Source organism: Neorhizobium descurainiae (assembly GCF_051400715.1).
GTDB lineage: Bacteria > Pseudomonadota > Alphaproteobacteria > Rhizobiales > Rhizobiaceae > Neorhizobium.
Genome location: NZ_JBLFFK010000034.1, coordinates 1 through 19,804, shown reverse-complemented (window position 1 = coordinate 19,804; position 19,804 = coordinate 1). Strand labels below are relative to the sequence as shown.

General features: G+C 59.9%; 17 protein-coding genes. 3 read left to right on the top strand and 14 right to left on the bottom strand.

The window, feature by feature from the left end:
* Positions 1–40 precede the first annotated feature (40 nt).
* Positions 41–1,477, bottom strand: coding sequence for a sulfatase family protein (locus ACMGE0_RS31460; protein ID WP_436819809.1), 1,437 nt, complete (start codon positions 1,475–1,477; stop codon positions 41–43).
* A 172-nt stretch (positions 1,478–1,649) separates the two neighbouring features.
* Between ACMGE0_RS31460 and ACMGE0_RS31455 the strand changes: the two genes are divergently transcribed.
* Positions 1,650–2,675: a LacI family DNA-binding transcriptional regulator gene (locus ACMGE0_RS31455; RefSeq protein WP_436819808.1), complete on the top strand. Its 1,026-nt coding sequence runs from the start codon at positions 1,650–1,652 to the stop codon at positions 2,673–2,675.
* Between the two features lie 74 nt (positions 2,676–2,749).
* On the opposite strand, the gene ACMGE0_RS31450 is transcribed toward ACMGE0_RS31455, so the two are convergent.
* Both ACMGE0_RS31450 and ACMGE0_RS31445 read right to left on the bottom strand, forming a co-directional pair.
* Positions 2,750–4,246: a sulfatase family protein gene (locus ACMGE0_RS31450; RefSeq protein WP_436819807.1), complete on the bottom strand. Its 1,497-nt coding sequence runs from the start codon at positions 4,244–4,246 to the stop codon at positions 2,750–2,752.
* Between the two features lie 107 nt (positions 4,247–4,353).
* Positions 4,354–5,331 carry a LacI family DNA-binding transcriptional regulator gene (locus ACMGE0_RS31445; protein WP_436819806.1) on the bottom strand — a complete coding sequence of 326 codons (978 nt, stop codon included), beginning with the start codon at positions 5,329–5,331 and terminating at the stop codon, positions 4,354–4,356.
* 211 nt (positions 5,332–5,542) lie between these two features.
* Here ACMGE0_RS31445 and ACMGE0_RS31440 point away from each other — a divergent pair, with 211 nt between their 5' ends.
* Positions 5,543–6,226: an SDR family oxidoreductase gene (locus ACMGE0_RS31440; protein ID WP_436819805.1), complete on the top strand. Its 684-nt coding sequence runs from the start codon at positions 5,543–5,545 to the stop codon at positions 6,224–6,226.
* Positions 6,227–6,268: 42 nt separating this feature from the next.
* Here ACMGE0_RS31440 and ACMGE0_RS31435 read toward each other — a convergent pair whose 3' ends face one another.
* From ACMGE0_RS31435 to ACMGE0_RS31405, 7 genes are read right to left on the bottom strand one after another with little or no spacing between them, the layout of a single operon-like run.
* The gene (locus ACMGE0_RS31435) at positions 6,269–7,222 is read right to left on the bottom strand and encodes a formylglycine-generating enzyme family protein (protein WP_436819804.1); all 954 of its coding nucleotides are present in this window, start codon (positions 7,220–7,222) and stop codon (positions 6,269–6,271) included.
* A 49-nt stretch (positions 7,223–7,271) separates the two neighbouring features.
* Positions 7,272–8,222, bottom strand: coding sequence for a DUF4432 family protein (locus ACMGE0_RS31430; RefSeq protein WP_436819803.1), 951 nt, complete (start codon positions 8,220–8,222; stop codon positions 7,272–7,274).
* 31 nt (positions 8,223–8,253) lie between these two features.
* Positions 8,254–9,354, bottom strand: a complete 1,101-nt coding sequence (locus tag ACMGE0_RS31425; protein ID WP_436819802.1) for an ABC transporter ATP-binding protein — start codon at positions 9,352–9,354, stop codon at positions 8,254–8,256.
* Positions 9,355–9,362: 8 nt separating this feature from the next.
* Positions 9,363–10,193 carry a carbohydrate ABC transporter permease gene (locus tag ACMGE0_RS31420; RefSeq protein WP_436819801.1) on the bottom strand — a complete coding sequence of 277 codons (831 nt, stop codon included), beginning with the start codon at positions 10,191–10,193 and terminating at the stop codon, positions 9,363–9,365.
* The gene (locus tag ACMGE0_RS31415) at positions 10,190–11,110 is read right to left on the bottom strand and encodes a carbohydrate ABC transporter permease (RefSeq protein ID WP_436819800.1); all 921 of its coding nucleotides are present in this window, start codon (positions 11,108–11,110) and stop codon (positions 10,190–10,192) included. The genes ACMGE0_RS31420 and ACMGE0_RS31415 overlap by 4 nt, the downstream gene beginning before the upstream one ends.
* A gap of 59 nt (positions 11,111–11,169) precedes the next feature.
* Positions 11,170–12,570 (bottom strand): ABC transporter substrate-binding protein, encoded by a 1,401-nt coding sequence (locus ACMGE0_RS31410; protein WP_436819799.1) that lies wholly within the window; start codon positions 12,568–12,570, stop codon positions 11,170–11,172.
* Positions 12,546–14,060: a sulfatase gene (locus tag ACMGE0_RS31405; protein ID WP_436819798.1), complete on the bottom strand. Its 1,515-nt coding sequence runs from the start codon at positions 14,058–14,060 to the stop codon at positions 12,546–12,548. The genes ACMGE0_RS31410 and ACMGE0_RS31405 overlap by 25 nt, the downstream gene beginning before the upstream one ends.
* Before the next feature lie 90 nt (positions 14,061–14,150).
* On the opposite strand from ACMGE0_RS31405, the gene ACMGE0_RS31400 reads away from it, so the two are divergent.
* Positions 14,151–15,101: a LysR family transcriptional regulator gene (locus ACMGE0_RS31400; RefSeq protein WP_436819797.1), complete on the top strand. Its 951-nt coding sequence runs from the start codon at positions 14,151–14,153 to the stop codon at positions 15,099–15,101.
* Positions 15,102–15,157: 56 nt separating this feature from the next.
* Here the strand turns inward: ACMGE0_RS31400 and ACMGE0_RS31395 are convergent, their stop codons facing one another.
* From ACMGE0_RS31395 to ACMGE0_RS31380, 4 genes are read right to left on the bottom strand one after another with little or no spacing between them, the layout of a single operon-like run.
* Positions 15,158–16,663, bottom strand: a complete 1,506-nt coding sequence (locus ACMGE0_RS31395) for a tripartite tricarboxylate transporter permease (RefSeq protein ID WP_436819796.1) — start codon at positions 16,661–16,663, stop codon at positions 15,158–15,160.
* A gap of 3 nt (positions 16,664–16,666) precedes the next feature.
* Positions 16,667–17,119: a tripartite tricarboxylate transporter TctB family protein gene (locus tag ACMGE0_RS31390; protein ID WP_436819795.1), complete on the bottom strand. Its 453-nt coding sequence runs from the start codon at positions 17,117–17,119 to the stop codon at positions 16,667–16,669.
* 2 nt (positions 17,120–17,121) lie between these two features.
* Complete coding sequence (locus ACMGE0_RS31385; protein WP_436819794.1) at positions 17,122–18,627, bottom strand: sulfatase-like hydrolase/transferase; 1,506 nt, start codon at positions 18,625–18,627, stop codon at positions 17,122–17,124.
* 16 nt (positions 18,628–18,643) lie between these two features.
* Positions 18,644–19,615, bottom strand: a complete 972-nt coding sequence (locus ACMGE0_RS31380) for a Bug family tripartite tricarboxylate transporter substrate binding protein (protein WP_436819793.1) — start codon at positions 19,613–19,615, stop codon at positions 18,644–18,646.
* Between the last annotated feature and the right edge of the window lie 189 nt (positions 19,616–19,804).

The window sequence follows — 19,804 nt, the reverse complement described above, 5'->3', positions numbered from 1 at the left end:
TCCCTCACAAAAGCTTGTCCGGCTTGCGGATATTGATGGATCATCGGGCACCGGCCATGACATCGCGCGTCTTGAAGTTCGACTCGATCAGCCAGTCGCGCATCACATCCAGAAGCTCCTGCTTCTTTTCGGCATGGGCCGGATCGCTCCAGAGGTTCTTCACCTCCTTCGGATCATTTTCGAGATCGAAAAGCTGGCCGTCGGTCGAGCCCTTGAAGTGGACGAGCTTCCACCGGTCGCTTCTGACCCCGGTCATGAATTCCACGCCGCCGGCCATCGCCACATCGCCGATCTGCTCGCAGAACACATGGGCGCGCGGCGTCCAGTCCTTGCCCTCCAGCGCCGGCTTGAGGCTCTTCGCTTCGAAGGATTTTGGCGGGGTGATGCCGGCATATTCAAGGATGGTCGGGCCAAGGTCGAAGAGCTGGCATAGCCCCTCTATCGAGCGGCCGCCCTCGAACCGGTTTGCCGTCGACCAGATGACCGTCGGCACGTGTGTGACGACGTCGTACATCGACCACTTCTGGATCAGGCCGTGTTCTCCGAGGCACTCGCCATGGTCGGAGGTGAAGATGACGATCGCATCGTCGAGATAACCGCGGGCCTTGAGCGCCTCGAGCAGTTCGCCGACCTTCTCGTCGATCAGTGTAACATTGCCGAGGTAGTGCGCCCAGAGCCGTTGCATCTGGTCGGGCGTCGGATCGAGGCTCCAGACGACGGAGTCATGATCGACCTCGACGTCGTGCCGGCGCTTGTCCTTCAGCTCTTGGTGAAGCGAATCCAGCTCCCCCTTCGTCGGCCTCGGCAGCGGCAGGTCGTTGCGCCTGAGATAAGGCTCCGTATAACGGGCCGGCGGATCGAACGGCGGGTGCGGCCCCGGGAAACCGACCTGCAGGAACAGCGGTTCGGTCGGCGGATAGGTGTCCACCCACCACTTCGCCATGTTGCCGACGAAAGCGTCGGAATGCAGCTCTTCGGGCAGTTCCCAGTCGAAGCAGCCGAGCCGGTCGCGGTAGTCGTCGAGCTTGCGGTAGAGTTCGCGCTGCTGCTTGACGAGGCCATTGGCGGCGAGCGCCTTGTCCCACTCGTCGAAATACCAGCGGCCCTCCATGTAGCGGTCCTTGTTTTCCACGACGTAACGCTCGTGGAAACCGGAATCTGAATTGTAGGGAATGGTGTGCATCTTGCCGACATTGACGCAGCGATAGCCCGCATCCCGAAGCTGTTCGACCCAGGTCCGCTGCCATTTCTGGCCGTTCGCCAGAACGCCCGTCGTATGCGGATAATAGCCGGTGAAGAGGCTTGCACGGGAAGGAACGCAGCTCGGCGCCGTGATGTGGCAATTGGTCAGCGTCACACCCTTCTCGACGAGCGCATCGATATTGGGCGTCACCCCGTAGGGAAACCCAAGCGCCGCGATCGAATCGTAGCGCTGCTGGTCCGTCATGATCAGAATGATGTTTGGCCTTTCAGCCATATGTCCTGCTCCTCCACGCCGCCGATTCCGGCTTGTGTCAATTCATCCCCCAAGCGAAGGAAATTGGCTTTTGCCTCTCTTCCGCTTGCCTCACCCTCAAAACGATGGCACAAAGTTAACGGTAACGCAACGATCACTTGAGCGCTTTTTTGACTTCGGAGTGAACATGGGCATGGCTGACAAAGAAGCACGCAACGTCCCCACCCTCGCCTCGATCGCGGAACGGGTAGGCGTTTCGGTCAATACGGTTTCGCGTGCGCTACGCGCGCCGAACACGGTCCGGATCGAGCTTCGCCGCCGGATCAATGCCGCCATGGAAGAGCTGAACTACGTTCCGAACCGGCTCGCCGGAGGGCTTTCCGGCACACGGTCCGACATTGTCGGCGTTGTCGTGACGTCGCTCTATTATTCGGAATTCGCCAGCATCATCGATTCTCTGCAGTCGGCGCTTCTGGAACATGACCTCCAGGTCATGTTGGCCAACACCCGATATGATGCCGACCAGGAACTGCGGCTTGTCCGTTCGCTCCTGAGCTGGCGCCCGGCAGCAGTCGCCATCATCGGCGTCGACCATCCCCCGAAAGTGGTGGAGCTCCTGAAAGCCTCAGGCATCCCGATCATCGAAATGTGGGACACGGGCGGCGCGATAATCGATACCGCTGTGGGCTTCGATCATACACGCGTTGGCGCCGCACAGGCCGACCACCTGATAGCCCAGGGTTATCGGCGGCTCGCCTTCGTCGGCAGCGTCCGCGAGAATGACAAGCGCGCCCAGAAGCGCCTGAGCGGGCTCGAAGCAGCGGCTGCCGCGGCAGGCCTACCTGAAATCGTCAAGTATACGGCGCAGCAGGGCGGCAGCCCTGAACTCGGGGAGGGCCTGACCATCGAGCTCATGGAACGGAACTCTGAGATCGATGCCATCGCCTGCAACAGCGACGTGGTGGCGTTCGGCGTTCTCCGCGCGCTGAACAAACTCGGCAAACGCGTGCCAGAGGATATCGGCGTGATGGCCTTCGGAGACAACGAAGCGGCTGCGTGTGTCAGCCCCTCCCTTTCAACGATCCGCCCGGACCGGGAAAGGATCGGCAAGCTGACCGCCGAAGCGATCGTCGCCCGGATCAACGATGCGAAGCCGAACACGACAGTTGTCGATTGGCAGCTTATCGTCCGCGAAAGCACCCGGCGGGGGATCATTTAAGGCCCGTAAGAACACCACCGGGCAGGAATGCAGTCTGGAATCAGTTTTAAGACGCGCCTGCCCGGCTTCTAAAGCTATTCTCCGCCCTGGCGGGCATTGCTGACCGGTGTGCGCCCGGAATTGGCGCCGAGCCTGACGCTTGCGAGAGTCCATTCCTGGGTCTTGAGCGCGCTTCTGATCCGCCATTTCAGGATTTCCGTGATCAGTTCCTGTTTGGTCGACTGGTGTGCAGGATCATTCCAGAGGTTGTTGATCTCCTTCGGATCGCTATCCATGTCGAACAGCTGCCCTTCGTCACTATCGACGAAATGGACGAGCTTGTAACGCTGGCTGCGGATCATCGTCATGAACTCGGTGCCGCTGAATATCCGGTCGCCGGCATGTTCCGAAAAGATGAATTTCCGCGGCTCGCATTCCTCGCCACTAAGATAAGGCAGCAGCGATTGAGCCTCCATCCAGGCCGGAACCGGCAGGCCGGCGAGCTCCAGGATGGTCGGCGCAAAATCGAAGAGCGAGACAAGATCGTCGACCACCCTGCCCTCCGCCACACGTCCGGGCGCCCAGACGATCGCCGGCACGCGGACGCTCTGCTCGTACATCGACCATTTCTGGCTGTGGCCGTGGTCGTTGAGGCTGTCGCCGTGGTCGGAGGTGAAGATGATGATCGTATCATCGAGCACGCCGCGCCGCTCGACCGCTTCGATGAGCTTCGCCATCTGGGCGTCGATCATCGAGACGTTCGCGAAATAGTGCTGCCGTTGGCGCCGCAACTGCTCTTTCGTCGGGTGAGGCAGATGCACGACCGCGTCGTGATCGATGGCGAGATGCTGCTCGCGCAGCTTCCGAAGCGCGGCCGGTTGCCCGGCTATGTCCTCATCGCTCAGGATTGGCTCGGGCAGGTCGGCATCGGCGTAGAGCTCGAGATATTCCTGGGTCGGATCGTAGGGCGGATGCGGTCCCGGAATGCCGACCTGCAGGAAGAACGGCTCGTTTCCGGTGTATGAATCCAGCCACAACCGAGCAAGCTGGGAAACGAAATTGTCCGAGTGGAGATCGTCGGGAAGGTCCCAGACGAAGGCGCCGAGCGAAGACCGATAATCCTCACGTCGGCGATAGGTCACACGGCTTGGCTTTTCAAAACCACGGGCCCAGATCGCCTTGTCCCAATTGTCCAAAAAATACGGCAGGCGGACCGTCGCGCGATCCTTGTTCTCCACCACGTGCCGCTCGTGGAAGCCGAAGGAATCCTCGAACGGCGCGGTGTGCATCTTGCCCACGTTGACGCAGCGGTATCCGGCTTCCGCCAATTGCTGCACCCAGCTGAAGGCCCACGGCTCGTCATTCCGGAAAACACCATTGGTGTGTGGATAAACGCCGGTGAAGAGGCTCGCTCGCGACGGCGCGCAAGACGGCGACGTTACATATGTCTGCCGGAAATACGTGCCCTCCCGGACCATCCGGTCGAGTGTCGGCGTCTTCATGTAGGGAAAACCGCCGGCAGCGATCGTGTCAAAGCGCTGCTGATCCGTGATGACGAAAATAATGTTGGGCCGTTGTTGAGTCTTGGTCATCTGATCCTCCGCCTTGTGGGGCTGCAGCATCGCTCTTTGACACCGCATGCCGCCTCCCTTCCGTCCTGCTCCCAGGAGGCGCACCGTTTTCTGGAACTCGACAATGGCTAACCCGATCCCCGGACGATGTGTTCGAAACCGAGATCTATCGAAACAGCCTCGCCACGGCCGCCGAACCTCATCAGCAGCAGCTCTCCCGCACGCCGGCCGATCTCGCGATCCGGCGGGCGAACGGAGCTCAACGGCGGAGACGTCGTTGCGGCAAAATCGAAATCTCCATAACCGCAGAGCTTCACGTCGTCGGGCACTCGAATTCCGAGCCGACCCGCTTCAAAGAGCGCGCCGAGACAGAGGATGTCATTGGAAAAGAAGATCGCCTGCGGCCGGTCGGCACGCGTCATCAGATCGGCGAATGCGGCAGCGCCTCCTTTGGATGAAGCGCGCTGGGCCAGCGAAAACTCTTCCAGATGGGCTTCTTCTCCGATCACGATATCCTTGAAGCCGTTCCCGCGGTCGGCCGCACGATAGTCACCGGGAAGCGCGACGACGACCAGGCCAAAGCGACGAATTCCAAGACCTGCGAAATGCCGCGCTACACGTCGGCCGACGTCCCGATGGGAAAAGCCGATATTGCTGTCAATAGCACCTTCCAGATATTCACCGACCTCCACGACAGGCAGGCCGTCTTCGACGAGCAGCCGCAATGTGCCGCGCGTATGATGACGGCCGGTCAAGACAATGCCTGCAGGCGCCCAGGAAAGGAGCGACTTAACCAGCTCCTCCTCCCGTTCGATGGAATAGTCGCTCGAGGCGACCATCACCTGATAGCCGTGCTCGTTGAGCACCTTGGTCATTTCCTCCAACATCAGCGCGAATGCTGAATTGTTGAGGGTCGGCACAACCACGGCAACCGTCTTGCTGCGGGCCGCAGCCAGGCTTCCCGCCATCACGTTCGGCACATAGGCGAGCGAGCGCGCGGCATCGACAATCCGCAATCTTATCTTCTCGGAAACGGCATCCGGCTCGTTATAGGAACGCGAAACCGTCGTCACCGACACGCCCGCCAGACGCGCGACATCAGCCATTTTAGGGCGACGGGAAAGGGGCTTTTTCAAGACGATTCACAAATTTCCGGTAACGTTTACATTTCCTATTTTTCCAGCAATCCACTGGTATGTCAAGTGAATTTACAACTTGACAGAAAGTATGAAAACGCTACCAATTGCTCGCATCGCCGACTCCATGTCCGTTGGAACGACCGGCTGAAAGCTATGTTTTGCACTTTGGTTAACCGCTATGGAAGAAGGGATGCCCACCGTCTTGATCACCGGCTGCGACAGCGGCCTTGGGGAAGAATTCGCGATCCAATATGCGGCGCGAGGTTATCGGGTGATAGCAACCTGCCTTGATCCTGAGAAGCTCTCGGCAAGGCATGCGTTCGGCTCAAATGTGGAGCTGACAAGGCTCGACGTGACGGATCACGCAGCAGTCGAGACGCTGGCGAAGAGACTTGAGAACTCGCCGATCGATATTCTTATCAACAACGCGGGTATTCCCGGACCGCATCCTTCGCTGCAAGAGACGGATGCCCATCTTTGGCGGAAGATGCTGGAGGTCAACCTGATCGCGCCGTTGATCGTGTCGCGAGCGTTTGTCGAGCATGTCGCGCGAAGCGATCAGAAGGTTATCGCGTTCATCTCCAGTCGGATGGGTTCCCTAAGCCTCAACAACACGGGCATGTCCTATGCATATCGGTCGAGCAAGGCAGGCCTCAACATGATCATGAAAAGCCTGGCGATAGATCTCATCCCCCGACAGATATGCGTGCTTAGCATCCACCCCGGAAATGTCGTTCCCGACTGCTCAGGCGGCCTGTCGATCGCTGCGAGCGTCGAACGGATGCGCGAGGTCATCAATGAGGCAGGCCCGCATCAGACGGGGACGTTCTACAACTATAACGGCCAGATACTTCCATGGTAGGGAGGCGGGTTGCCGCAAGCGATCCTTCTTCCCCCGATCCGATCAAATGCCCCCACGCTCCCCTGACCGAATATCATAGGCGACGCGGAAGCCGGTATTGCTGGAGGCGCTATCGGGTGACAGTCCCATGCGGGCGGCAATCCGATAGCGATAGCAATAGCTCTTGTGGCAGAGGAACGAGCCGCCCTTGAGCAGTTTGTCCGCATTCTTCCTGGCCTGTTCGTTGCGGATCTTCGCCTGGCGTGAGAGTGAGCGCACGCGGAACGGATCACTCGTCCATTCCCAGACGTTGCCCGCGAGATTGTAGAAGCCGTCATCGGTCGGAGCGAAGCTACGCGCCGGCGCCGTCCCGAAAAATCCGTCCACCAGCGTATTCTGCTGCGGAAACCGGCCCTGCCAGATATTGCAGAAAACCTTCGTGTCCGTCGGCTCTTCGTCGCCCCAAGGATAGCGGCGGCGGCGATTGCCGCCCCGCGCCGCATGCTCCCATTCCGCTTCCGTGGGAAGGCGTCCGCCGACCCACTGCGCAAACGCCATGGCGTCATTCCAGGAGACTTGCGTCACCGGATGATCCATCCTGTCCTCGACAGAACTGCCTGGCCCTTCCGGTGCGTTCCAGATGGCCCCGTCAACCCGCCCCCACCATGGAGTGCCTGCAACGTTATTGGCTGCGAGTTCCCTATCTTTCAGCAATCCCACGAATACAGCGGCGCAGCCGAATTTCTCCGCTTCCGTGACATAGCCTGTCGCCTCGACGAACTCCGCGAAGCGCGCGACGGTCACGGTTTCGGCCTCGAGGAGGAAATCGTTGACGGTGATCTTGCGCTCGGGTCCTTCGCCGTCAACGAGTATGACCGGGTCGTTGGTGCCGACAAACGTCTCGCCGCCCTTGACCGCGATCACTTCGCCAGTCTTGCCCCGCGACGAAATCCTCGCCGCTTCGCCCGGTCTTTCATTCCCATTGTTTCGGCTGACGGCCGAACAGCATCCGCTCATCGTATTTTCCCGAACTTTTCCATCTCGGCGAACTGCACCTTGAAAAAAACTACCTGCCGCTGTCGAAAAGCATTTCGAGAAGGAACATGTGCGAGCCGCCACGCGGCGTTGGCACCAGCGCTCCCGTCTCGCGCAACTCCTTTCGCGGCAGGCGGTCGTGGGTCGCAGGTTCGATGCAGAACACGTTTATCCCTTCGCGGGCATTGCGCAAGGTCTGCAGGAAAGGCAATTTCCGCCCGTCATATTTCAGGCGGAAGCATGCACCGCCATCGGCTGCCGCCGTAAGCTCGACTTCCGATACGGCCGCGCCGGACGATCGGGTCTGGATATTGTTCTCCGCCAGACAATCCTGGGAAATATCCTCGCCGTTTAGGCTCGCCGTGCTCGCCAGCGTCACGGCCGGAAAGCCAAGGTTGATGTGGTACATCGCCATGACCGGCAGATTACCGGATAGCACCGTCACACGGTCGGAAACGACCAGAGAACGGCCGCCAAGGGGCACGTAGATATGCCGCTGCAGCCGGATCGCGCCATGGTTCAGGTTGAACTGGGTCATTTCCGCCTTGACCCGGAAGAGGCATTCATCGCCATCCCAGACGGTATCGGTGGCGATGATCGTCGCGGGCATATGCACCATGTTGCCGTGCAGGGGAAAGCGGCGGCCCTCGTCGGTCTCCGGCTGGCGGATATGGTCGAAGCCACATGTCGCCATCAGGCCAGAGAGAGCGTTATTCTCACCGATCGCATGGGGTGCGGATGTTCCCATCGGGCTGATCCAGCCGAAGGGGATGTTGTCGCACCAGACCTGGCCGATATCGCAGCAGCGATCCGGCAGGAGGTCGATGCGCAGCCCGCCGCCACTGTCGATCTGCAGGAGCCGCATGCCGCGGCCGGAGCCGTCATCGATCGTCAGCCTCTTGAAACCCGCCACATGCATGAGATCGGGAAAGACCCGCCCGAGCTCCTGCTTCGTAAAAATCTGGCCGAACAACATTACCATCTGAGCACCTCGCGTTTTGCCGGCCCGTTGTTCATTCGGCCAGGAGGTTGTCGCCGCTTGCGGCATCGAACACATGCCAGCGGTCCGAAACCGGCCTGATACTCAGGACGTCTTTGGCTGAAGGCGCCACCGCCATGCCTTCAGGCACCCGGACACCTATCGCTCCGAACGAGGACTGGCCGAAGATGAAGATCTCATGGCCCAGCCATTCCACCACATTGACCTTGATCTCCAGTGCCCCCTTCGTGCCCGCCGGAACGATCTCGAAATGCTCCGGCCGGATGCCGACCTTCACCGGCATGCCGGGCTTCATCGCGGCAGTAAGCCTGGACTGCCGTTCCTGAGAGGCCGGCAACTGCATGCCGCCGAATTGGAACACACCCTCGACCGTCTCGATCTGGCCAGGCATGAGGTTCATTTCCGGCGTGCCGATGAAGGTCGCGACGAAGGTATTCTTCGGCCGGAGATAGAGGTCCTGCGGCGAGCCGATCTGCTGCAGCTTGCCGTCCTTCAGGAGCGCGATGCGGTCCGCCATGGTCATCGCCTCCACCTGGTCGTGGGTCACGAAGATCGAGGTCGCGTTCAACCTTTCGTGCAAACGCCGGATTTCGATGCGGGTCTGGGCGCGCAATTTGGCGTCGAGGTTGGAGAGCGGCTCATCGAACAGGAAGAGCTTCGGATTGCGCACCACGCAGCGTCCCATGGCGACGCGCTGGCGCTGACCGCCGGAAAGCTGCCCTGGTTTCCGGCCTTCCAGCCCGCCGAGGTCGAGCATGACGACTGCTTCCTTGACGCGCCGGTCGATCTCTGCCGGGTCCTCGCCGCGCATTCTCAGCGCGAAGGACATGTTGTCCCTCACCGTCATGTGCGGATAGAGCGCATAGGACTGGAACACCATGGCGAGGTCGCGCGCCGACGGGTCGAGATGGGTGATGTCCTCCCCATCGACGAGGATCTTGCCGGACGTGGTTTCCTCAAGCCCCGCGATCATCTTGAGAAGGGTCGATTTCCCGCTGCCGGACGGACCGACCAAGACCAGGAATTCGCCGGAATTGATCTCGAAGTCGATGCCGGGGATGACCTCGACCGCGCCGTAGGATTTGCCGACTTTCTGAAGCTGCAAGTGTGCCATGGGTGTTCCTATTTGACGGCGCCGGCGAGCAGTCCGCGCACGACGAAACGCTGCCCGAACATGATGAATGCCAGTGCCGGGATCATTGAGAGCATGGATGCCGCCGCCATCTGGCCGTAGAGGATCTGGTGCTCCTGGGCAAAGGTCGCGATCGCGACCGGGGCGGTCATCGTATCCTTGCTGGAAAGATTGAGCGCGATGGCGAAATCGCTCCATGCGGAGATGAAGGTGAGCGCGCCGGCAGCCGCCATGCCGCCGAGCGACAAGGGCAGGATGAGATGGCGGAATACCTGAGCGTATGTGCAGCCGTCGAGCCGTGCCGCCTGCACGAGCTCCTTCGGGATGTTCATGACGAAGCCTATCATCAGGAACAGCGCCATCGGCAGTCCCTGCACGATCTGCGCGAGGATAAGCGCCGTATAGGTGCCGTGCAGGCCGGCCTCGGTGAACATCACGTACCAGGAGCCGACGAAGGTGAGCGTCGGCAGCATGTGGAAGATCAGCGCCCAGCCGAGAAGGATGAAGCTCACCCAGCGCGGCGGTTGCAGCCGCGCCACCGTGAAGGCGGCAAGCGTCGCGATGATCAGCACCAGGAGCGTCGAGGTCACCGAGACGACGGCGCTGTTCCACAGGTTCCAGAGGAAATGGGACTGCCTGGAGTTGATGATCTGCTGGTAGTTGATGAGCGTTACTGGCGCGATGGTCGTGCCCATCAGGATGTCGATCTGCCGCTTGAACGAGTTGGACAGGATCCACACCATCGGGCCGAGAATGATCAGGGCATAGCCCCAGGCGATCAGGTTCCCGCCAATGCTGCCGAGGTTTCTTCTGGCATTCATGCGGCTGCCCTCTGCTGGCGTCGACGACGGACGGTGTTGGCGAGCACGATCAAGACGGCGACGCCAAAGATCGTCACGAGCGACATGGCCGATCCCATGCCTACTCGGTCCTGCGCGAAGAAGACGCGGTTGATGGAGAAGTTGATCACCTCGGTCGCCGTGCCGGGACCGCCGCCCGTCAGGAGAAAGATTTCGTCGAAGACCTTGAAGGAGAGGATCATGCGGAATGCCAGCGTGATGAGAATGGTCGGCATCATCAGCGGGATCGTCACATAGCGCAGCTCTTGCCAGCGGCTTTTGACATCCAGTTTCGCTGCCTCGAATACTTCCCGATCGAGAGATTCCAAGCCGGCCAGCGTCAGCAGGAAGACGAATGGCGTCCAATGCCAGACATCCACGACGATGACGGACATCAATGCGAACCTGGGATCACCCAGCCAGTCGACCTGCGGCAGGCCGAGGAAGGTGAGCAGTGTGTTGATGATGCCGAAATCGCGGCCGAGCAGAAGTCGCCACATGGCACCGATGACGATCGGAGGGATGACGATCGGCAGCAGGAAGATCGCAGTCAGGACGCTTCTGCCGATCTTCGAGGCGCGGCGTACCGCAAGCGCCATCGTGAAGCCGAAGATCATCTGCAACGTCACGGCGCAGATCGCAAAGATGATCGTGTTTCTCACACCCGCCCAGTAGACGGCCTCCCCGGTGAACAGCTCGTGGAAGTTTCGCAGCCCGACGAAGTCCACGACCGCCGTGCCGGATACCCACTTGACGTCTGACAGACTGAGATAGCCGAGATTGAAGACCGGCCAGATGGACAGAAGGGCCAGGACGATGATTGCTGGCGCAAGGGAACCGATCCTCCACCAGAGATTAGCGCGTTCGATTCTCGCCGCGTCTAAGGAACGTGTCGCCATCGTGAAAGATTACTCCATGGATGGGATGTCCGGGACGGGTATCCCGGACATCCGGCTGCTCACAGCATCTTGGGAGGAGTGAGCTTATAGCCAGCCGCCGTCAGAATCTGGTTCACCTCGGTTGCGGCTCCGTTCAAGGCATCCTTGGGAGAGATCTCGCCGATGAGAGCGCGATTGAGATAGAGCGAAATCGCTTCCTTTATTCGCACGCCTTCCTTGAGAGGCGTGTTCATCTTGGCAACATCCGCATTTTGCGAGAACGCCTTGATAAAGCGGTATGCCGGATCTTCTGCCAGCTTCGTGTCGCCGAGATCTTTCCGGATCGGGATGCCACCCGCTTCCGTATAGGCGACCTGCGTGTCCTTCTGGAGGAACCATTTCAGGAAGTCCACCGCAGCCTTCTGGTTGGCTTCCGGGATATTCTTGGGGATGCCAGCCATCCACTGGCCGGCGACGGATGCATGCTTGCCGTTCGGTCCTGCCGGCAGCAGTGCAGTCTCGATCGTATCAGTGACGATCGACTTATTCGGGTCCTGCAGGTCGGCGACAGCGGCAATGACCGCCGTGCCCTGCGCCGCTTTGCCTGTCGACAGAAGCTGGATCAATTCAGCCTGTTCAAGAGCCCCCGCATTTCCAGTGCCAACTTCCTTGTTGAGCTTGATGAACATCTCCAGCGCCTGCAGGCTCTGCGGGCTGTTTAATGTCACTGAATGGTCGCCATTCTCCGGATCCGCGAAAAAGCTTCCGCCATAGCTCCAAAGAACCGGCGAGAAATCGAAGAGGATGGATTCGCGGGTCCCGCGAGATACGAATCCGTATTGGCTGGAGGGTTTATGGAGCGCCTTGGCGTTCTCCACGAGCTCGTCCCAAGTCTGAGGCACCTTCAGCCCGGCCTCTTTGTAGAGGTCACTGCGGTAGTAAAGGACCAGGACATTGCCGTTGGTGGGTACGCCGTAAAGGGTGCCCTTGGGGTCAAAGCTGTTGGTCTGGGCGTTCCAATAGGCCGAGCCGCCGAAATCCACCACCCCGTCCGGCAGTGTGAAGCCGGAATCGATCTCCTTGAGCGGCTTCAGGAAACCGCCGGCATAGATCTCGGCCAGGCTCTGGGCGTTGATATTGATGATATCGTAGGAGCCCTGCTGCGCCCGCACAGAATTGCGCATCTTGTCGACCATGCCGCCGAAGGGCGTCACGTCGAGCTGGAACTTGGTGCCGGTTTCCTTTTGATACTCATCGACCAGAGACACGAACGAGTTCAGCCAGGGCGACTGGCTGATCAAGATCCTGATTGTCGGAGCATCCTGCGCGAATGCCGGCGAAGTCAGATACGCCGCCAGAGACAGGCCGGCCAGCAATTTACCCACCATCCTTCTGGTATATCTGCCATCTTTTCTTTCGAACATGTCGATTTCTCCTCCCTGAATCGAAGTCTGGCTCACGATTTTTCCAAACCCATCCATTCGAAAAATTCCCGCGTTGCGGAATGCTGCGCGAGGATGGTGGCTATGACGCTTTTCAGGCGTTCTTCCACATCGGGCGCATCGAGCGGGTTCTGCTGATACGGATCCGCCACATTGTCATAAAGCGCCGTCTTGAAGCTCTTGAAATGCTTGCGATCGCCGCCGGGCGGTCGGCGCGCGTCATTCAGAGCCCGGATGCTCAGTACCGGCAGGCCCTTGGTGAAATCCATCGGCTCGTGCAGCTCTGCAGTCTTCAGCTCATTGAGCGCAAAGAAGCTGTGCAGATGCGTCGGCATCAGGGTGTATTCCCTGAGGTTCTCGTCGTCGAGATCGGGCGGATAGAGAAAGCAGGTATGCCTGCCGTCCGTGACGCCGATCGCGCCGCCAAACATGCCGAAGATGACCGATCTCTCCTGGTCTTCCCTTTCGACGAGTTCGAGAACCGACATTCCCTGCACTTCTGAGGGAATCTCCTGGCCGAAGAGCTTCATGATCGTCGGCATCAGATCCGGCGTCTGCGTCACCACTTTCGTGCGTGTGCCCTTGCGTGCGCCGAGGTCGGGATGATGCACGATCAAGGGGATATGCGAGATCTCCTCGTAGTAAGGCATCACGTTCTTTGCCCACCAGTTATGCTCGGAGAGGAGATAACCGTGGTCGGTCGTGAGGATGAGGCAAGTATCGTCCCACAGGTTGTGTTCGTCGAAATAGTCGAGCAGCTTGCCGAAATATTCGTCGCACATGGCAACCAGCGCGGCATAGTTGGCGCGGATCTCGGCGACCTCGTCCTCGTTCTCCGTCACCGGCGCATATTTCGGCCAGTCGATAATCGGACCGTCGTAATTCGTCTCCAGGCCTTCGCGGAAGCGCTTCGGTGTATAGAAGGGTTCATGCGGGTCGAAGCATTCGAGATGCAGCATCCAGTTGTCGGCGCCGCGATTGCTGTCGAGGAATTCGAAAGCCCGGTCGAAGCATTGAACGGCGGGAAAATCCTTCTCTTGCCTGATGAATTCCCGGTTGATCTGATGCTGCAGGCGATTTGCCTGGTTTGGACCGTTGTAGTGCTTGTTCGAATATTCCTTGCCGAACCGCTCCAGCGGCGGCTCCACCAGCGCCTTCCAGGTGTCGTATTCCTGCCCGCGGACGAAATCCCAGGTCGAATAACGGGAGTGATAAGTAGCCCCGCCGTCCTCGAAATAATGGAAATGGTCGGTCACCAGATGCGTATGAACGCCCCCCTTCTTCAGGAGCTCCGGCATGGAGTTGTCGAAGGGCTCCAAAGGCCCCCAGGACCGATGCATGAAATTGAGACGGCCCGTATGCAGGTCGCGCCGCGCCGGCATGCAGGGCAGGCTGCCGACATAATGATTGTCGCAGGTCAGAGCACGGGCGGCGAACCGATCGAAATTCGGCGTCGGGACCACCTTCCCTCCGTAACATCCCAAAGCAAGCCTGTTCAACGAGTCGAACAGCACAAAAACTGCGCGCATCAACAATCCTCCATGAGCGGAAACTAGCGGTAGCCCAGGGCTTGCGCTAATACCTCTCACATCGATGTCGATAACCTGGGGATATCGCTCATGACGATGCATCATATCTGGCGGCTGCATCATTTCCTGAGTGTTTCGGAACACGGCAGCTTCCATGCGGCGGCGCGGGCGATCAATGTCAGTCAGCCGGCGCTGACCAAATCGATCCGCCTGCTGGAACAGGACCTCGGCTGCGTGCTGTTCCTGCGGATGCCCGGCGGGGTGCGCCTGACCGAGGCCGGAGAACTCTTCCGGCATCGGGCGAGGGAGATAGAGGCCGCATGGAATGCCTCGCTCGTCGAGTTGAAGGTGCAGACGAGAGGCCTCGGCGGTGAGATGCGCATCGGCGGCGGACCGGTCTATTCGGCAGTCTATTTTCCGAACATGCTGGCAGACCTGCGCTCCAATTTCCCGAACCTGCGGGTCGCAGTATCGACAGGCGTTGGAGCCGATCTGCTGCCGTTCCTGCAGCGAGGCGACCTCAGGGCCTATGCGGGCGGGGTTCCGAGCGAGGTCGATGGCCTCGGGCGCGACTTCATCACCGACATCCTGTATGACCAGGAGAACTCGCTCTTCGCCTCGCACCAGCATCCGCTGTTCAAGGGGGGCGGGATCACGCCGCAGAAGCTCCTGGATTTTCCATGGCTAAGCCTGTTCAGCGGTGGATTGGCGAACGGCAAGATCGATCGCTTCTTCGCAGGCCACGGACTTCCCGCTCCTCAGCTCGCGCTTGAATCCCATTCGCTTCAGATTGCCCTGAAGATGCTGGTCGAGCACAATTTCATCGCCTGCATGCCGGTGCCGCTGGCGAGGAGCTATTCCGCTTTGCAGCTTCGCGAAATCGATCTGCCCGATTTCCGTTGGAGCATTCCGACCGGCATCACCTATCATAAGTCATCGAAGGACTTCCCGCCGATCAAGGTGATGCTGAAATTCCTCAGGGAAGCGACCAAACTTGCCGCGGCGTCCCAGGCAATTCTCACGGCACCGGAAGCCACCTAGGTGACAGGGCGCGTCTTTGCCTCTGGTCCGGTCGGCCAGCCTCCTGCTCCAAGCGTCTAACTTTCCTCCGCGAATATCTCCTCCCGCCTCCTGCGCACGATTGAAAGAGCCGGCGCGATCAGCAACAGCGCGGCGATGAGCAACATCCCTGCGCTGATCGGCCGTTCGATCAATACCATCGCGTTGCCACGCGACAGCAGCAGCGCGCGACGAAGATGCTCCTCCATCATCGGTCCCAGGATGAAACCGAGCAACATCGGTGCAGGCTCACATCGCAATTTCGTAAAGCAATAGCCTGCCGCTCCGAAGATGATCAGCATCCATACGTCGAACATAGAATTGGAGAAGCTGAACACGCCAATACAGGTGATGACGACGATCGCGGGGAAAAGCAGATGATAGGGAAACGTCAGAAGCCTCACCCAGAGCCCGACCAGCGGGAGATTGAGCACCACGAGCATCGCGTTGCCGATCCACATCGAAACGATGAGGCCCCAGAACAGCGCCGGCTGTTCCGAGATCACGTTCGGACCCGGCTGGATGCCGTGGATCATCAGGGCGCCGATCATCAGGGCCATGACGGGATTGGACGGCAGGCCAAGCGTGAGCATCGGGATGAAGGAGGTCTGCGCACCAGCATTGTTGGCGGATTCAGGCCCTGCAAGCCCCTGGAGAACTCCGCTGCCGAACTTTTCCGGCTCTCGGGAAATCTTCTTCTCGATCGCGTAGGAGGCAAACGACGACAACGTGGCCCCTCCCCCCGGTAGAATGCCGAGTACCGAACCGATCGCCGTGCCGCGCAGGATGGATCCCAGAGCTTCGCGAAACCGGGCGAGCCCCGCCGCCAAACCGGTAATCTGCACCACCGCCACATCCTGTTCGGCAGGATTGTCGAGATTGCGCAGGACTTCGGCGATGGAGAACAGGCCCATGGCCAGTGCAACGATCGCGATGCCGTCATAGAGATCCAGCATTCCGAACGTATACCGCCGCACGCCGGAAGTGACGTCCGTGCCGACGAGCCCGAACAGCAGACCGAGGATCGCCATGGCGATCGCCTTGACAATGGAGCCGTGGGCAAGGGCGATAGCCGCGATCATGCCAAGAACCATCAGCGAGAAATATTCCGCCGGTCCGAAGAGCAGTGCAGCCCTCGCCAGAGGCGGGGCAAGCAGGGCGATGATGAAAGTGGCAATGGTCCCGGCGACGAACGATCCCAAGGCCGCCATAGCAAGGGCTTCCCCTGCTCGCCCCTTGCGAGCCATCTGATAACCGTCGAGCGCCGTGACAACGGATGAGGACTCGCCAGGCGTGTTGATGAGGATTGCGGTGGTCGATCCGCCATACTGCGCGCCGTAGAAGATGCCGGACAGCATGATGAAGCCGGAGACCGGTGGCAGGCCGAATGACAGCGGCAGCAGCATGGCGACGGTCGGCGCCGGCCCCAGCCCGGGCAGGACACCTATCAGGGTCCCGATCAGCACGCCGGCAAAGCAATAGAAAAGATTGAGCGGCGTCAGCGCCGTTTCGAAACCCAATGCAAGATGGGAGAGCAGTTCCATGTCTCAGCCTCCGATCCAGGTGCCGACGGCATGAAGCGGCAGGCCAAGGGCCACGCGGAAGATCAGGTCGGAACAAAGCGTCAAGCCAGCTGCCAGGAAGAGCGTGGGCTTCCAGCGAAAGGCCGGGCTTGCGGACGCGGCCAAGACAACGACCCCCGGCAATGTCAGATAGCTGCCCAGGGGCTGCATGAAAGCGGCGAAAACGACCATGGCACCAAGCACTCGCGCCATCGGGCCGAACCGCGGCATCTTGACTGGCTCGTCAGCCACGAAACTTCTTACCAAGACCACGAGACCGGCCACGATCAGCAAACCGGAAAGGATGACGGGAAAGAAGCCCGGTCCCATGCGCAGCATGGATCCGAAGCCGAAACCAAGACCGAGCCAGAGGAAGATCGCACCCAGCAGAATGAAGACCAGTCCCGCCAAACGGTCGATGCCCATGAATACGTGCATGATCAAACGCCTCCGACCACCTTTGAGGGATCCTGCAGAGGCGGCGCCGGAAAATGGAGGCCGCGCTGTCCCGAGAGGCCGCGGTTCGGCTCCACGTCATGGCTTGGGACGGGCACGCCCGGGAATTCCTGTCCGTCGATTGCGAGCAGGTCCTCACCGTAGAGCTCTTCCCGTAGACGCTGCTGCAGAGCTGAAACGACTTCCGCATAGGATGCGTCCTCGAACACATCGTGCATTTCCTGCGGATCGGTTTCGAGGTCGAAGAGCTGGAAGTGCGAACCTGCGGGATACCAGATCAGCTTGTGACGACCGTCATGGACCATCCGCATGGCCTTCGCCCCTGAGAGGGCCTCGGCGTAAAGAAAGTCGCGCCGTTTGTCGCCGACCATGGAGCGCCCTTCGCAGGTGCCAGGTATCGCCAGACCACAGAGCGAGAGCAGGGTCGGCATGACGTCCTGCAGTCCGACGAGACGGGTATCCACCGCAGCTCTGCCGACCCGTCTGTCGGAAGCAGTTCCGACCAGGATCATCGGAACGTTAGCCGAACCTTCGTACATCAGGCGCTTCGCGTAGAAACCGTGATGGCCCAGCATGTCTCCATGGTCACTGGTGATCAGGATTACCGTGTTGTCGAGAATATGCTCCTCGCGCAGCGTCCCGATGAGGATGCGGATCTGATGATCGATATGCGTGCAAAGCGCGTAAAATGCCCTGCGCATATCGGCAAGCTGAGCCCGTGGCAGCTTTGCCCAGTAATCGCGCGTCAGCTTCAGCGGATGCGGCAGCGCCTCCGTATCTTCCGCCCAGGCGCCGACGAAAGGCTCGTCCATTTCGCGCGCTCTGTAGCGCTCGAAATAGCTCGCGAGCGGTATCAGCGGCGGATGCGGCGGCGTGTAGGAAACATGCCAGAGAGCGGGGCGCGTCGGGTCGCGCCGCTTGATGCTGCGAGCCGCCGCCCACGTGGTCCAGTTGGTGACATGCAACTCTTCAGGCAGATGCCAGGTACGCCAACTGTATTCATTGTTGCTCATCCCGTGCATGAATTGCTGGCCGGCATATCCCTTGTCGGCCAGAAACATCTCGTAGTCGTCCGTTCCGCCAAGCGCCCCTCGCCCTTCTTCCGCCAGCAGGACGTCATCGAATCCGATGCGGTCTCTCTGGGGAAAGACATGAAGCTTGCCGATCGCCTGAGTCTGATATCCGTTGCTGCCGAAGGTAGCGGCAAGCGTCGGCAGGTCGGACGGCATCCGCAGCGACGGCTGAAACACGCGATCCCCATGACGGCGCGGGCTCGTCCCTGTCATGATCGAGCGTCTGGCAGGAATGCAGATGGGGCATTCCGCATAAGCGCGCGAGAACCGTGTACCGATCGAGGCGAGATGATCGAGCGTCGGCGTCTCGATCACCGGGTGGCCCGCGCAGCCGAGCAGATTGCCCGGCCACTGGTCGACGGTCACGAAGAGGACGTTGGGCCGAACCGGCCCATCCTCTGGATGAGTATGTTTCATGATATTTTGAGACCTGTCAGTCTTTCGCCGCGCCAGAGGCTTCGACGAGCTGTTTCATCTTGTCGTTTTCTGTGGCCACGAAGTCCGCGAACTGCTTTGAAGAGCCGCCGGCAATACCGATGTTCAGCTCTGCGAAGCGATTCTTGACGTCATCCTGCTTGATGGCTTCATCGAGGGCCGCGTTCACGCGGGTGACGATCTCTGCCGGCACGCCGGCTGGGTAAAAGACCCCGTGCCAGGAGGCGAAGGCGTAGTCCTTGACGCCTGCTTCGGCCATGGTTGGGACATCCGGCAAGGCCTGCGACCGTTCGGTACCCGTCACCGCAAGTGCCCGAAGTGCACCGCTCTTCACGTGAGGCACGGCCGTCCCGTCGATCATCATCTGCACATGGCCGGCAATTACGTCCGTCAATGCGGGCGCGGAGCCGTTATAGGGGATATGAACCGGATTGATCCCGGCAAGGCTCTTGAAATATTCGAAGGCCAGATGCTGAGGCGATCCGTTCCCGGAAGAAGCGTAGGAGAAACTATCGGGCTCTTTCTTCACCAGGGCGATCAGTTCCTCAACCGTGTTTGCCTTGATCTGAGGATTGACGACGAGAAGCAGGGGAACGGATGTGATCTGGATGATCGGCTGGAAATCCTTGATCGGATCATAGGTGAGGTTCTTGTAGACATGCGGGCTGATCGCATGTGTGCTGATGTCTCCGATCGCCATTGTATAACCGTCCGGCGCGGCGGACTTGAGCGCGGTGGTGGCGATTGTGCCGCCGGCCCCGGGTTGATTTTCGACGATGACCGATTGCCCCAGCTTCTCGCTCAGCTTCGGCGCGATCGTTCTTGCGATAAGATCCGTATTTCCGCCCGGAGCGAAAGGAACGATCAGGGTGATCGGCTTGGTTGGCCACTTATCCTGGCCCGATGCCGCCGGAGCCTGAAATCCCAGCGCGATCGCGGCGGCGATTGCTGTTGCAAATAGAGCTTTCATGATACCTCCCTTGGTGTGCGGCGGCGCTCCTCAAGAACCGCATGCCTTGGCGATAGCCAAAGCGTGAAATATAAGCTATCCGATCCCTCACTGATTTAGAAATTAGAAACTCTAGAGCGTTTCATGTTTTATTTGAAGCGTATCCGGCATTGACAAGATAATTGGTGCACTCGTCTGGACCGATGGTCT

Coding starts and splice junctions, on each gene's coding strand:
- ACMGE0_RS31440 (WP_436819805.1), top strand. CDS start 5,543: ATGGAAGAAGGGATGCCCACCGTCTTGATCACCGGCTGCGACAGCGGC.
- ACMGE0_RS31435 (WP_436819804.1), bottom strand. CDS start 7,222: ATGAGCGGATGCTGTTCGGCCGTCAGCCGAAACAATGGGAATGAAAGA.
- ACMGE0_RS31455 (WP_436819808.1), top strand. CDS start 1,650: ATGGCTGACAAAGAAGCACGCAACGTCCCCACCCTCGCCTCGATCGCG.
- ACMGE0_RS31380 (WP_436819793.1), bottom strand. CDS start 19,615: ATGAAAGCTCTATTTGCAACAGCAATCGCCGCCGCGATCGCGCTGGGA.
- ACMGE0_RS31385 (WP_436819794.1), bottom strand. CDS start 18,627: ATGAAACATACTCATCCAGAGGATGGGCCGGTTCGGCCCAACGTCCTC.
- ACMGE0_RS31445 (WP_436819806.1), bottom strand. CDS start 5,331: ATGGCTGATGTCGCGCGTCTGGCGGGCGTGTCGGTGACGACGGTTTCG.
- ACMGE0_RS31450 (WP_436819807.1), bottom strand. CDS start 4,246: ATGACCAAGACTCAACAACGGCCCAACATTATTTTCGTCATCACGGAT.
- ACMGE0_RS31425 (WP_436819802.1), bottom strand. CDS start 9,354: ATGGCACACTTGCAGCTTCAGAAAGTCGGCAAATCCTACGGCGCGGTC.
- ACMGE0_RS31405 (WP_436819798.1), bottom strand. CDS start 14,060: ATGCGCGCAGTTTTTGTGCTGTTCGACTCGTTGAACAGGCTTGCTTTG.
- ACMGE0_RS31395 (WP_436819796.1), bottom strand. CDS start 16,663: ATGGAACTGCTCTCCCATCTTGCATTGGGTTTCGAAACGGCGCTGACG.
- ACMGE0_RS31390 (WP_436819795.1), bottom strand. CDS start 17,119: ATGCACGTATTCATGGGCATCGACCGTTTGGCGGGACTGGTCTTCATT.
- ACMGE0_RS31415 (WP_436819800.1), bottom strand. CDS start 11,110: ATGGCGACACGTTCCTTAGACGCGGCGAGAATCGAACGCGCTAATCTC.
- ACMGE0_RS31430 (WP_436819803.1), bottom strand. CDS start 8,222: ATGGTAATGTTGTTCGGCCAGATTTTTACGAAGCAGGAGCTCGGGCGG.
- ACMGE0_RS31460 (WP_436819809.1), bottom strand. CDS start 1,477: ATGGCTGAAAGGCCAAACATCATTCTGATCATGACGGACCAGCAGCGC.
- ACMGE0_RS31410 (WP_436819799.1), bottom strand. CDS start 12,570: ATGGATGGGTTTGGAAAAATCGTGAGCCAGACTTCGATTCAGGGAGGA.
- ACMGE0_RS31420 (WP_436819801.1), bottom strand. CDS start 10,193: ATGAATGCCAGAAGAAACCTCGGCAGCATTGGCGGGAACCTGATCGCC.
- ACMGE0_RS31400 (WP_436819797.1), top strand. CDS start 14,151: ATGACGATGCATCATATCTGGCGGCTGCATCATTTCCTGAGTGTTTCG.